Origin of the sequence: Chryseobacterium sp. ISL-6 (assembly GCF_018613715.1) — a bacterium.
GTDB lineage: Bacteria > Bacteroidota > Bacteroidia > Flavobacteriales > Weeksellaceae > Chryseobacterium > Chryseobacterium paludis.
Genome location: NZ_JAGGPT010000007.1, coordinates 13,649 through 26,422, shown reverse-complemented (window position 1 = coordinate 26,422; position 12,774 = coordinate 13,649). Strand labels below are relative to the sequence as shown.

The window sequence follows — 12,774 nt, the reverse complement described above, 5'->3', positions numbered from 1 at the left end:
TATTAAAGTTATAGTAATTAAAAAAACGCTTTCATGAATTTGGGAGCGTTTTTTGTATGCAATGATCATACAAAATATTCAGCGAAGGGTAATAGATGGAGAATAGAATATTAAAAAAAATGCCATTCTAATTAAAGAATGGCATTTTTTTTAATAGTATTTTTATTAAGGCTCTATTGTTGGTCTGCATTGTAATTGAGCGCAACTTATTGATATTCTTTTACAGCCTCCTGTAGCAGGATCGATGCAGTCAAGTAATCCACCTGTAATGCTTCTCAATTCTCTTTTACTCAGTTTTTTTCCATTTTGATTTTTCATAGTAAGGATTTTTAGTTAAAAATTAAGTGGAATAAAGTTTATTTTAAATAACACTTTATATAGGATTGTTTTTATAGTTTTTTATAAATAAATTTTTAAAAGGATTGTTCGGTAACAGTCTTTTATACTGGATCAATTCCTGGGCGACATTCTTTTTGTGCACAACCTACAGCAATAGTAGTACAACCATTTGGATAATCTGGAAGTGGAGGATCACAAGGGTAAGTAGGGCATGCAATAGGTTGCTTGCAATCCAGCATCCCGCCAACAATTGTTTTTAATTCTTTTTTTGTTAGTTTTTTCCCCTTTTGTAGGTTTTGATTTTTCATGTTAATGATTTTTAGTAGGTTAGATAAAACTAAGGTAGGAAAAATAATTAGTTTTATGTCACTTTTGAAGGATTAATTTAGTTGTAAATAATAAAAAAGTATTTTGTTTTAATGAAACAATGGGTAATTAATTAAATAATAAAAAATGCCACTCAATAGTGGAGTGGCATTTTCTTATAATCTTTTTTATCTTATGGAATCAATCCCGGACGACAGTCAATCTCAGCGCAGCCATTTGAAAATACTCTGCAGCCATTTGTTTTTGGATCGCGGCATTGCATTAATCCACCTGTAATTACTCTCAGTTCTTTTTTGTTCAGTTTTTTTCCTTTTTCAAGGTTTAGATTTTTCATAATATTGATTTTATAAGTTAGTTAAAATGATCGTGAGTAATTAAAGAATTTAATTTAATGGTTCAATAGGATCAGGCCTGCATTCTGGTTCCGCGCAAAATGCCCCGACTCTTTTACAGCTTCCCGTAAATGGATCAATACATATCATTCGTCCACCAGTAATTACTCTCAATTCTTTTTTGTTCAGTTTTTTTCCTTTTCCAAGGTTTAGATTTTTCATATTATAAATTAATAAATTTGTTGATAACGAATGTATTAAAAATAATTCAATGTATCTCACGTTTTTATGAATAATATTTATTTTTTACACGTTTCTCCGTTTGTATATGTAAGGTTGTTAGGGTTTTATAAGATTTTGTGAATAAAAAAACCACTCATTACGAGTGGTTGTATAAAAAAAATATCAATTTTAAGGAATATATCTACATTGAAATTCCGCACACTGGCGTCCATAAGCAATACACTGATTAGTGTCAGGATCTATACACATTTGCAGACCACCGGTAATTGTTCTTAGCTCTCTTTTGTTTAATTTTTTTCCTTTTTGTAAATTTTGATTTTTCATGATAATGAGTTTAATAGATTAGTTTAAATCTAAGTTATAAAAAAATACTTATTATATCACGTTATTATGAAAAATATTTATTTATCGCAATAAAGTAATCAAATTCAATATTTACGTAACTTTATATATTTGAATTTTACAAATTCTTGATTATGGAAAAAATTGTTCATGCTTCATTAGAAGATTTCTATAAAGAAATGACGGCTAAGCTTGGGAAAGATCTGGAAAGTATTTTTCCAAAAGGTTTACATAAAGATATAGGCCATTTTAATGTATTTGATATAGCACAAACGATCGAAAAAGCAAGAACAACTTCTGAAATGCCTTATAATAGAAGGAAATATTATAAAATAAGTCTGATCCGCGGACGCAATAGAGCTGAATATGCTGATAAAGTAATCGCCATAAAAAATAATGCGTTATTATTTGCTACACCAAAAGTTCCTTATCACTGGGTTCCCGAGGATCCCAATCAGTCAGGTAGTTTTTGTGTATTTACGGAGGATTTTTTTATTAAAGATAAATCGCACAATTCTCTTGAAGATCTCCCAATATTTCAGCCGGGAGGATTTCCTTTATTTGAAATTGATGATGAGCTCGCCAATGAAATAGAGATGCTTTTTAAGAAAATAAAAAATGAAATAGAATCTGACTATATTTTTAAATATGATCTCATCAGAAACTATGTATTGGAACTTATTCATTACGGGCAGAAATTACAACCGGCAACTAAATTATCAACATCTAATGATGCTTCATTAAGGGTGGTTTCATTATTTATAGAACTATTGGAACGGCAGTTTCCAATCGAATCCTACGATCAGAGGTTGCAGCTAAAAACAGCAAAAGACTATGCCGACAGGCTTGCCGTGCATGTTAACTATCTAAATAAAAAACTTAAGGAAAATACAGGTAAAACAACAACAGAATTTATTGCTGACCGGCTTATTCAGGAAGCTAAGATATTACTGAGACAAACTACATGGAATGTTTCCGAAATATCATATGCTCTCGGTTTTGAGGAGATCGCTCATTTTTCAAACTTTTTTAAGAGAAAAACATCTTTCAATCCATTGCAGTTTCGCTCTTGATTTGAATTTTGCAAATATAAGATTGATTGAAGCAAACATCGACACTCTTAAATATCTGAACTTTGTCCCATTAAAAATAACAAAAAATGAATCCAAAAACAAAAATCGCATTAGTAACCGGCGGAAGTCGTGGAATAGGAAGGAACTCAGCGCTTAGAATTGCTGAAAAAGGGCTTGATGTTATTATAACTTATAAAACCAGTAAAGAGGAAGCTGATACAGTCGTTAATGAGATCAAAGCATTAGGAAGAAAAGCTGTTGCTTATCAGCTGGATACGAAAGATATAAAAAGTTTTGATGCTTTTGTACAAAATGTGACTAATCATTTACAAGAGAATATGGGAAGTACAAACATTGATTATCTTATCAATAATGCAGGCACAGCTTTGTATTCACCCATTTCAGAAACTACAGAAGAACAGTTGGACGATATTGTTGACATCCATTTTAAAGGTGTGTTTTTCCTTAGTCAGAAGTTTTTACCTTTTATAAATGAAGGTGGAGGAATTATCAATATTTCTTCAGGACTTGCCAGAGTGGCTTTACCAGGATCTTCAGTATACGGATCAATGAAAGCTGGGGTAGAAATGCTTACAAAGTATATGGCAAAAGAATTAGGTCCTAAAAAGATCAAAGCGAACGTTGTTGCTCCTGGAGCTATAGAGACGGATTTTGGTGGTGGCAGAACCAGAGATAATAAAGAAGTTAACACATTGGTTTCAAATATTACCGCTCTGGGCAGAGCAGGACTTCCTGAAGATGTTGGTGGAGTGGTAGCCTTCTTATGTACCGATGATGCAGGTTGGATAACCGGACAGAGAATTGAAGTTTCCGGAGGAATGGCATTGTAATAAGAAATATAATAAGAACATTCAGTAAGAACTTTTAGAAATAGAATAGAATAAAAAAAAGCAGTGGATTTTTCTACTGCTTTTTAAATATTTTTCAATAATACATTTACGATACTTGTGATATAGTTCCAGCTTTTCTGAGGCTCCTTCAAAAATATAAATATAGCAGTAGGTATTGCTGAAGAGAACTCAAGAACAAGAGCAAAAAGAGGAAGAAGAAGATATAATGAGAAATGATGCTTGAATTTAAACTTAATTCCTGATGTTAAGGATTTAAAAGCATTTATTACTTTCTCTCTGTAGTGATAGAAAATAAGCAGATCTAAAAGGATATAAAAAGAAAGACGAAAAGCAAAAGCATTTGCCATTTGCTTTGGCATAATTGTTAGGTCTATTATTAAAATATTAGCAGCAATAGGAAGAAACAATAATGCACCTAATAGAACTGTTCTGTTAAACAATAAGAAAATGGCACATAATATTTGAGATACACCTATAAAGTAAGAAAAAGGTTGAAAACTGAATAGGTACCAACCCACTTTCATTAGGTTTAGATCTTTTATAGGCTGTAAAAGCTCATTTTCATTTAAACCAAACTGTCCATCTGTTAATTTAGAATACCCATAACGAATAAAGGTATAAGCCAATAAGAATCTTATGACTAGTATAAAATAATCAAATATTTTAGCTTTGTTTAAATTGAGGGCTTTCATGTTGTGGTTATTTGTTTAGATTAAATTTTCATGAGATGTTCGATTGCTTTTTCTAAAGTTTCCTCTTTTTTAGCGAAGCATAATCGGATCACATTTTCGTTCAGTTTATTTTTGTAGAAAGAAGAGAAAGGAACACTAGCCACTTTATGGGTAATCGTTAATTCACTCGCAAATTCAAAATCATTTTTATCAGATATTTTATCATATTTCAATGCTTGAAAATAGGTTCCTTCACAATCAAGCAATTCAAATGAAGTATTGGCCAGTCCTCGTCTTAGGAAATCTCTTTTTTCCTGAAAAAATTCGTTCAGATAATTGTAATGATCATCATTTTTCATGTATTCTGCTAACGCAAGCTGAATAGGTGTGTTTACACAAAAAACATTGAACTGATGTACTTTTCTGAATTCATCCGTTAATGCCTTCGGGGCAGCACAATATCCTACTTTCCAGCCCGTAACATGGAAAAGTTTTCCAAATGAAGCGACCAGGAGACTTCTTTCTTTCAGTTCAGGATACTTGCAGATACTTAAATGCTGCTTTCCATCAAATACAATATTTTCATATACTTCATCACTCAAAATAAGTATTGATGTATCTTTTACAATACTGATGAGTTCCTGAATATCTTTTTCTTTTAATATCTTTCCTGAAGGGTTATTAGGATTATTTAGAATGATCATTTTTGTTTTTTCACTGATCAGCTGCCTCACCACATTCCAATCAATTTCATAATCGGGAGCTTTCATTTCAAAACGTTTTACAACTCCTCCAAAAAGTTCTACAGTGGGTTCGTAGCAGTCATAGGCGGGTTCAAAAATAATTACTTCATCATCTCTTTTAATAAAGGTAGCAATGGCGGTAAAAATAGCCTGCGTTCCGCCAGCGGTAATTGTAATTTCAGAATCAGGATGATAAATAGCCTGGTGACTGTTTTCAATTTTTCGGGCAATTTCCTCTTTTAGTCCCATAATACCTCCTAAAGGAGCGTATTGGTTAAATCCTTTTTTTATAAATTCATCTACATAGTTCAGAAGTTCATTGTCAGGCATAAAATCAGGAAATCCTTGAGATAGATTGATTGCCTGGTTTTCATTAGCCAATTGAGTCATCTGGCTGAAAATTGTAGTTCCGATATCAGAAAGCTTGGAAAAAGGAAGTTGTATCATTGATGGTATTTTATGTACACCGAATTTAATTTATTTTTTTCAATAGTAAAATAAGAAGTTATAAAAAGCTACCCCAAAAGGGTAGCTCTATTTTTGGATTTCAAAAGGATTTATTTTGAAATAAGTAATTTCTGAGAGTTCGTTTTATTGTCGGTTTTAATTTCAACAATATAACTTCCCTGAATAAGATTTTGAGTATTTAGTTTTATATTTTGACGGCCGCTTTCTAAAGTTTCGGATTTTTCCAAAACTGTTTTTCCGGACATATCAATTATTCTCACAGAAACAGAGCCTCTCGCTGATAGATTTGTTTGAACATCTACATAGGCTTTGGCTGGGTTAGGAACTAATTTGTAGTCATTATTTGTGGCAAGTTCTGCTTTGCCAATTGCTTTAATGTCGATTTGAGGGGGTGTATTCGCTGTATTAATTTCTTTTGAGGGTACGCTGGCTTTCGAATAACAGAAAGTAAAGCATCGTGTACATAGTGTTAATTTTCCTTGTTTTTCGGTTACGCATATGGTGTAAGTACCAGAATTGGCATACGTATGTGTTAACGCTGATAAAGTATACGCCGATGATGTTCCATCACCCCAGGTTACTGTATAGGTACTTCCAGGGCTGGATGGTGTAGATACTAAAATTGGATTATTAAGCGTTAACTTTACAGATGCTGTATTGGTGTTGCTACCAAATATAGTCTCTAATTTAAAATCAGCAGAACATCCATCGCATGATTTAATACAGATATTATCGTACCATACCCTCTCACCAATATTGGAAGTATAGTCAGGAGTGATCATTGCAGCGGTAGAATTATTCATAACATTATTGAATTCTGTCCATACTCCCCCTGCTATGCTCCATGTTCCTTCTGCATTACTTGGAAAGGCTGAGGCTGTAGCATTAGCTATTGGAGCACGTACGCGAACCCAGCCGCTATTTGGAGTTACCGTAATATTGGCAGTAAATGTTATGATCTTATCACCTGCCATAATATGAATAGCAGGGTGGATAGGAGCTCCAAAGTTCCCGTCTTTTTCGAGATAAAAATCAAAATACAGGCATTGACCCAAAAAGCGTTGACCTAAATTTTTAAAATCAGTGGTATTGATAAAAAATGAACCCCCCGACTGATCTTCTAAGGCGAGATATTGGGAATTGTCAAATGTATTAGGGCTGCCGCTTGAAGCAAGAACATTTCCGTTGGGATATGGAGCAGTATTCCAATTTCCCTGGGGATTGGTGGTGCTGTTGAAATCGGAACAGGGACTTTGTGCTTTAAATAAAAGAGATCCGAGTAATAGATAGATTAAAAAAAAATATATTCTTGTCATTATATAATATTGATTTTATAAATCAAAAACCAAGAAAAACTTTAGTATTAATAATTTGTGTATTGAACTCCTGATAAAAGTATAACGATATTACTTATCATAATATATTGATTTAATAAGTGTTCTTATTTCATTAGTAAGTGTGATGTAACTTCCCTTAATTGTGACTAATTGAGTGCTTTTTGAACGAAATTGAGTATTTTTAGATATATAAATCTCCCCACTAAATTATTTAATGGGGAGATCTGTATTCTAAAAGAACTATTTAACCTAAAGTAAAAGGAGTATGGCTAGTAAGCAGGAATAGATGAGTATACTATTTATAAAAAATCTGACATCCCTTGTAATTATTCCATATGTTCAATTTTATTTAGAAAATCATTTTTCTTACGTACTGAGACATCCAAAACAGAATTATCCGTCATAATAACCTGACCACCTTTTCCTTTTATATATTCTTTTAAATGACTGAGATTAATAAGGTGTTTATGATGTATTCTGAAAAAATTATAATCCGCTAGAAATTCTTCAAATTCATGCAGTGTTTTAGATACAATAATCTTCGTCTTATCACTCATATAAAAAGTTGTATAGCTGGAATCGGCTTCGCAACGTACAATATCAGTAATATTAGTTAATTTAAAACCCTGCAAAGTAGGAAGGCTGATTTTATTTTGATTAATTGCTGTTGTGGAGCTTTTATTTTTTTTATTGATTTCTAAAGCCTTATTAACAGCCATAATAAAATCCATCTTTTTTATCGGTTTCAGGAGATAATCTGTGGCACCGTTTTTTATAGCCTGAATTGCAAAATGCTCAAAAGCAGTTATAAAAATGATCTGAGAATTGATTTCTCTAAACTTTGAGAGCAGGTCGAATGCCGTCCCATCTTTTAACTGAATATCTAAAAACAGTATGTCCGGAGCATTCTTTACAAGATTAATATATGCTTCTTCTACGCTTGAAGCCTGAAATGAAATCTGAATATCCGGAAATTCATTCTTAAGCAAAAGAGAAATATAATCTCTTCCGTCTTGTTCGTCATCAATGATGCAGACTTGTACTTTCGTTTTCATAAGGAGTCATGTATAGTTTTATTTGTGTACCTGATTTTTGCTCTTTTTCAAAAAGATCATTGAGTTCTAAAGTTATATTAGTCTCAAAAAGCTGCCTGAATGTTTCAATTCTTTTTTGAGATAATTTTACACCAAAAGAATTGGCCTTTGCAGTAGATTCTGGTTTGCTTCCTATTCCGATACCATTGTCTTCGATTGTAATGCAAAGTAATGAATCAACATAGTCAAATAGGATATGAATAAATCCTTTTCTGTCTTTTAAACTGGAGATTCCATGCTTTATAGCATTCTCAACAAAAGGCTGAATCAAAAGGGAAGGAATGATCCAATTTTCATTTACGGTATTGGAAACTATTATCTTATAATCAAACTGCTCTTTTAGCCGGAGTTTTTCCATATGTAAATAAAGTGAAAGATACTCGGTTTCTTCTTTAATCGGCATAAAAGTTTTTTCTGAATAATGCAGTGTTTTTCTGATCATTTGAGAGAAAATGTCTAAATAATTTTCTGTCTCAACATAATCTTTTTTATATAATAAAAACTGAATGGAATTAAGGCAGTTGTAAATGAAATGGGGATTTATTTGTGCCTTAATAGCCTGTAGCTCAAGCTCGGCAATTTTCTTTTCATAATACAGTGTTTCCAGTTTTTTGTTTCGTTTCCTTTGAAAGTATAATGTGATTAATGAAAAAATTGAGGAACCGATAATGATGATCACTAAAAGTTTAAACCACCAGGTCTGCCAGAATTTGGGATTAATTTCAAAACTAAGATCAGTAGAAGAGTAAGACTGCTTTCCATTATAACCCAGTCCGAAAACTTTAAAAGTATATTTTCCCGGTGGAAGGGCATTGAATGTAATTTTAGATGAATTACTGATTTGCCACTCATCATTCAGACCTTCAACTTTATATTTGTAGCTTACCTTTCCCTGAGAAGTATAATCGAGAAAACTAACATCAAAAGTCACCGTATTTTCTGGGGTCTGACCTATAATTTTACGATTGAGATTAAATATTTCCCGATCTCCAATCGTAACAGAATTAACGATTACTTTCTTATTGATAAATTTTGGTTGTGCCAGCAGGTTGTTAATAGGGAGAATGGCTAAACCTTTTGATGTTCCTGCAAAAATAGTGTCGTCTCTTATTACGCATCCAGCGACTACATTAGATGGGAGTCCGTCTGTCTGGGTGAAATTGTTGATCTTAATATGGGCTCCTTTTATTTCAACCCTGCTTAATCCTGAATTGGTACTGGCCCAGAAAATATTTTCGTTTTCAACTTCGATCTTTTTTATCTGATCAGTAGATAAGCCGTTTTTTTCAGTTATTCTTCGTATAATTTTTTTATTGTTGAAAAACACAATGCCATTAAGGTTGGTAGATCCTACATATATGTTGGATTTGAGCTTTTTAATGTCTGTGAAATAATACCCTTCCAGAAATAAGATCTTCTTTTTTGTTTTAACATTCAGCTTATATAAATCTTTAAAGTCACCTACAAAAATACTGTCTTTGTCGTAGGATAAGGCGTTGTAAGTCCTTTCATTAAGCAACTTAAATTTACGGTGAGTAGTAAAATTATAAACTGTAAGGCTTTCAGAAGAACAAATAAGTACAGAATCATCAGTGTAAGGCAAAATACTCTTTAAACTGTAATCTCCCAGATGATTTATTTTGTGGGTAAGCGTATTGTATTGAATAACACTTAGATTAAATCCGAAAATAATCATATTTCCTTTTGAAAATATACTTTTAGTTTCGGTTTTTCTGTTTTTTTCAAGGACTAGATCCTTTATAGTATTGGATTTTAAAATACCACTTTTTGCTTCATTATATCCTAAAACAATATTTTTGCCATTTTTTCCTATAGCCGTTATGAAAGATGAGTTATTTTTTACAGGCAAATGAATGTAGTTATTGAAAAACTTTTCTGTAATAAAATAAATGCCGTTATTTTTTGTTGAAAACCAAACGTTATTATCCCGGTCTATCATAATATGATTCATGACAAAGTCATCCATAAGCTTTAAAGGATGGGAAAGATTCCCCTCCTGCAATGTCTGTTTATAATAAATGACACCCCCTTTATCCAGACAAAGCCAAAGTCTGTAATTCTTGTCTATAACAAGTTGATGAATCTTTTCACGAATAGAAAAAGACTGAATTTTTTTTAAATAATATTTATTACTTCTCTTATAAATTTCCACCTTATTATTAAGGTTTGCAACAAAATAATCCCCCCTTCTATAGATAGTCATTTTAGGCATAGAAACACTACAAAGTGTTTTCTTTTTGGTGAGAATGTTATAAGCGACTATCTTATCACGATCGTTAGTTACATAAAGTAAGTGATTGGCAGTGTCGTAAGAGAATGCAAAATATTTGTCCATTAATGGCAGACCCTTATCTATAAATAGTGGAATCGCTTTTACCTTTCCATGTCTGTATAGAAAAATTTCTTTGGGATTGTCATAATTGTATGTGAAAAGTGAATCTCCACTGCTATAACTTGATGATATATGAGTAAGCTTTTTAAGCTCTTTATTGTAATCTGAGTTGATAACTTTTCCATCTTTTAGATAAGCGAAATCAGTTAAATAAGGCATAATGAAATTTTCTCCGTTAGACAGAGGGTTACACCCCAAAACATCAATGTTCTTAAGTCCGTTTTTTTTACTGAACTGCTTGAATTCCCTTCCGTCAAATCTGAACAGTCCATTGTCACTACCAATCCAGATAAACCCCTTGTTATCCTGATTGATCGTATAAGTAGTGGAACTATTCAGTCCATCCTCTTCACTATAATTTACCAATCCTGGGATCTGGCTAAAAGAGATAAAAGGAAAGAATAGTATTAATAAAAATATAGAGAAATCACATAGGTTTTTCACTTAATATTGAATAATGGCGTAAATATAAAATTTGCTTGACAATAATGCAATACATATTAGATAATATTATTAAAAAATGAATTAGAAAAATTCGGATAATTTTGATCATTTTCGTACTTTTGTATGTTTGCTGAAATAACTTATGTCACAAGAAATAAATCCAATCTATTCTGAAGATAATATCAGAACCCTCGATTGGCAGGAACATATTCGTTTGCGCCCCGGTATGTATATCGGAAAGCTCGGAGATGGTTCTTCTGCTGATGATGGTATTTACATTTTGCTTAAAGAAATTCTCGACAACTCTATTGATGAGTTCAGAATGAAATCAGGTAAGAGAATTGAAATAAAAGTAGATGATGGTAAGGTAACTGTCCGTGATTTTGGACGTGGGATTCCATTAGGAAAAGTAGTAGATGCAGTGTCCAAAATGAATACCGGAGGTAAATACGATAGCAAAGCTTTCAAAAAATCTGTTGGTTTAAATGGTGTTGGTACCAAAGCAGTAAATGCACTTTCTGAATATTTTAAAGTAAGGTCTTTTCGTGAAGGAAAGATGAAGATAGCAGAATTTTCACGAGGAATTATTTCGGAAAATCACGATGAAAAGGATACTTCAGATCGAAATGGTACTGAAATTTCGTTTGTTCCAGATGGAGAGATATTTCTTCATTTCAAATACAGAAAAGAGTATATCGAAAGAATGCTCAGAAACTATGCGTATCTGAATCCGGGACTTAAAATTATCTTTAACGGGGAAACCTATTATTCAGAAAATGGTCTTAAAGATTTATTGGAAGAAGAATTGGAAGGCGAGATTCTTTATCCGATCGTTCATTTAATGGAGGAGGATATTGAACTCGCTATTACCCATTCGGACAGATCACAGACTGAAACTTATTTTTCATTCGTAAACGGTCAGAATACGACTCAGGGTGGTACCCATCTTAATGCTTTCCGTGAGGCATATGTAAAAACAATACGTGAGTTTTTTAATAAAAATTTCGATGCATCAGATATTAGAAAGTCTATTATTGCAGCAATTTCCATTAATGTAGAAGAACCTGTTTTTGAATCTCAGACAAAAACTAAATTAGGTTCCAATGATATGGGACCGAATGGTCCGACAGTAAGAACGTTTATTATTGATTTTTTAAAAAGTAAACTTGATAACTTCCTGCATAGAAACCCTGAGATTGCAGAGGCAATTCAACGGAAAATTTTAATTTCAGAAAGAGAAAGAAAAGAACTTTCAGGAATTCAGAAACTGGCCAGAGAAAGAGCCAAAAAAGTATCGCTTCACAATAAAAAGCTTCGTGATTGCAGACAACACTATAATGATCAAAAAGCAGAAAGAAAAGGAGATACACAGATCTTCATTACTGAGGGAGATTCAGCATCCGGATCAATTACTAAATCAAGAGATGTTGAAACCCAAGCCGTTTTTTCATTAAAAGGGAAACCATTGAACTGTTATGGCTTAACAAAAAAAGTAGTGTATGAAAATGAAGAATTTAATTTATTACAAGCTGCTTTAAATATTGAAGAGAGTCTTGAAGACTTAAGATATAATCATGTTATCATTGCAACCGATGCCGATGTTGATGGGATGCATATCCGTCTTTTAATGATTACATTCTTTTTACAGTTTTTCCCCGACTTGATTAAGAATGGACATCTTTATATTCTTCAAACCCCATTATTCAGGGTCAGAAATAAAAAAGAGACAAGATATTGCTACAGTGAAATGGAGCGGGTAAAAGCCTTAAATGAATTAGGAAAGAACCCGGAAATTACCCGATTTAAAGGATTGGGAGAGATTTCACCTGATGAATTTAAACACTTTATAGGCAAAGATATTCGTCTTGAACCTGTAGTCGTTGGAAAAGATCAGACCATTGAACAGCTTTTAGAATTTTATATGGGTAAAAATACACCGGACAGACAGGTTTTTATTCTTGAAAATCTAGTGGTAGAAGATGGCGATATTGATAGCAGAGAAATTATAAACGAAGTAGAAAGTTAAAATCATCCCTCCAAAAACTTTCTAACCAAAATTAAGATAACCTAAAAAGA

At 32.5% G+C, this 12,774-nt stretch carries 13 protein-coding genes; 3 read left to right on the top strand and 10 right to left on the bottom strand.

Going from position 1 to position 12,774, the window contains the following annotated elements; all coding sequences use genetic code 11:
• Positions 1–165: 165 nt before the first annotated feature.
• The 5 genes from J7E44_RS15790 to J7E44_RS15770 all read right to left on the bottom strand — a co-directional run bounded on the left by J7E44_RS15790 (position 166) and on the right by J7E44_RS15770 (position 1,565).
• The gene (locus tag J7E44_RS15790; RefSeq protein WP_214831370.1) at positions 166–318 is read right to left on the bottom strand and encodes a hypothetical protein; all 153 of its coding nucleotides are present in this window, start codon (positions 316–318) and stop codon (positions 166–168) included.
• 122 nt (positions 319–440) lie between these two features.
• Positions 441–647, bottom strand: coding sequence for a bacteriocin (locus J7E44_RS15785; protein WP_214831369.1), 207 nt, complete (start codon positions 645–647; stop codon positions 441–443).
• A gap of 191 nt (positions 648–838) precedes the next feature.
• Positions 839–1,000, bottom strand: coding sequence for a hypothetical protein (locus J7E44_RS15780; protein ID WP_214831368.1), 162 nt, complete (start codon positions 998–1,000; stop codon positions 839–841).
• A 49-nt stretch (positions 1,001–1,049) separates the two neighbouring features.
• The gene (locus J7E44_RS15775) at positions 1,050–1,220 is read right to left on the bottom strand and encodes a hypothetical protein (protein ID WP_214831367.1); all 171 of its coding nucleotides are present in this window, start codon (positions 1,218–1,220) and stop codon (positions 1,050–1,052) included.
• A gap of 189 nt (positions 1,221–1,409) precedes the next feature.
• A complete protein-coding gene (locus J7E44_RS15770) occupies positions 1,410–1,565 on the bottom strand; it encodes a hypothetical protein (protein WP_214831365.1) in 156 nt (51 codons plus the stop codon).
• A gap of 152 nt (positions 1,566–1,717) precedes the next feature.
• Between J7E44_RS15770 and J7E44_RS15765 the strand changes: the two genes are divergently transcribed.
• Positions 1,718–2,656 (top strand): helix-turn-helix domain-containing protein, encoded by a 939-nt coding sequence (locus tag J7E44_RS15765; RefSeq protein WP_214831364.1) that lies wholly within the window; start codon positions 1,718–1,720, stop codon positions 2,654–2,656.
• An 86-nt stretch (positions 2,657–2,742) separates the two neighbouring features.
• Positions 2,743–3,507 carry an SDR family NAD(P)-dependent oxidoreductase gene (locus tag J7E44_RS15760; RefSeq protein WP_214831363.1) on the top strand — a complete coding sequence of 255 codons (765 nt, stop codon included), beginning with the start codon at positions 2,743–2,745 and terminating at the stop codon, positions 3,505–3,507.
• Between the two features lie 83 nt (positions 3,508–3,590).
• Here the strand turns inward: J7E44_RS15760 and J7E44_RS15755 are convergent, their stop codons facing one another.
• The 5 genes from J7E44_RS15755 to J7E44_RS24290 all read right to left on the bottom strand — a co-directional run bounded on the left by J7E44_RS15755 (position 3,591) and on the right by J7E44_RS24290 (position 10,698).
• Positions 3,591–4,220 carry a DoxX family membrane protein gene (locus J7E44_RS15755; RefSeq protein WP_214831361.1) on the bottom strand — a complete coding sequence of 210 codons (630 nt, stop codon included), beginning with the start codon at positions 4,218–4,220 and terminating at the stop codon, positions 3,591–3,593.
• A gap of 20 nt (positions 4,221–4,240) precedes the next feature.
• On the bottom strand, positions 4,241–5,389 hold the full coding sequence (locus J7E44_RS15750) for a methionine aminotransferase (protein ID WP_214831358.1): 1,149 nt from the start codon (positions 5,387–5,389) through the stop codon (positions 4,241–4,243).
• A gap of 110 nt (positions 5,390–5,499) precedes the next feature.
• Positions 5,500–6,726 carry a T9SS type A sorting domain-containing protein gene (locus tag J7E44_RS15745; protein ID WP_214831354.1) on the bottom strand — a complete coding sequence of 409 codons (1,227 nt, stop codon included), beginning with the start codon at positions 6,724–6,726 and terminating at the stop codon, positions 5,500–5,502.
• A 347-nt stretch (positions 6,727–7,073) separates the two neighbouring features.
• On the bottom strand, positions 7,074–7,802 hold the full coding sequence (locus J7E44_RS15740) for a LytR/AlgR family response regulator transcription factor (protein ID WP_214831350.1): 729 nt from the start codon (positions 7,800–7,802) through the stop codon (positions 7,074–7,076).
• Positions 7,771–10,698: a sensor histidine kinase gene (locus J7E44_RS24290; protein ID WP_214831349.1), complete on the bottom strand. Its 2,928-nt coding sequence runs from the start codon at positions 10,696–10,698 to the stop codon at positions 7,771–7,773. The genes J7E44_RS15740 and J7E44_RS24290 overlap by 32 nt, the downstream gene beginning before the upstream one ends.
• Positions 10,699–10,840: 142 nt before the next feature.
• On the opposite strand from J7E44_RS24290, the gene J7E44_RS15730 reads away from it, so the two are divergent.
• Positions 10,841–12,724, top strand: coding sequence for a DNA topoisomerase IV subunit B (locus J7E44_RS15730; RefSeq protein ID WP_214831348.1), 1,884 nt, complete (start codon positions 10,841–10,843; stop codon positions 12,722–12,724).
• Positions 12,725–12,774: the final 50 nt, after the last annotated feature.

Excerpts from the sequence above, each read along its gene's own strand:
- J7E44_RS15790 (WP_214831370.1), bottom strand. The coding sequence starts at position 318 with ATGAAAAATCAAAATGGAAAAAAACTGAGTAAAAGAGAATTGAGAAGC.
- J7E44_RS15785 (WP_214831369.1), bottom strand. The coding sequence starts at position 647 with ATGAAAAATCAAAACCTACAAAAGGGGAAAAAACTAACAAAAAAAGAA.
- J7E44_RS15780 (WP_214831368.1), bottom strand. The coding sequence starts at position 1,000 with ATGAAAAATCTAAACCTTGAAAAAGGAAAAAAACTGAACAAAAAAGAA.
- J7E44_RS15775 (WP_214831367.1), bottom strand. The coding sequence starts at position 1,220 with ATGAAAAATCTAAACCTTGGAAAAGGAAAAAAACTGAACAAAAAAGAA.
- J7E44_RS15770 (WP_214831365.1), bottom strand. The coding sequence starts at position 1,565 with ATGAAAAATCAAAATTTACAAAAAGGAAAAAAATTAAACAAAAGAGAG.
- J7E44_RS15765 (WP_214831364.1), top strand. The coding sequence starts at position 1,718 with ATGGAAAAAATTGTTCATGCTTCATTAGAAGATTTCTATAAAGAAATG.
- J7E44_RS15760 (WP_214831363.1), top strand. The coding sequence starts at position 2,743 with ATGAATCCAAAAACAAAAATCGCATTAGTAACCGGCGGAAGTCGTGGA.
- J7E44_RS15755 (WP_214831361.1), bottom strand. The coding sequence starts at position 4,220 with ATGAAAGCCCTCAATTTAAACAAAGCTAAAATATTTGATTATTTTATA.
- J7E44_RS15750 (WP_214831358.1), bottom strand. The coding sequence starts at position 5,389 with ATGATACAACTTCCTTTTTCCAAGCTTTCTGATATCGGAACTACAATT.
- J7E44_RS15745 (WP_214831354.1), bottom strand. The coding sequence starts at position 6,726 with ATGACAAGAATATATTTTTTTTTAATCTATCTATTACTCGGATCTCTT.
- J7E44_RS15740 (WP_214831350.1), bottom strand. The coding sequence starts at position 7,802 with ATGAAAACGAAAGTACAAGTCTGCATCATTGATGACGAACAAGACGGA.
- J7E44_RS15730 (WP_214831348.1), top strand. The coding sequence starts at position 10,841 with ATGTCACAAGAAATAAATCCAATCTATTCTGAAGATAATATCAGAACC.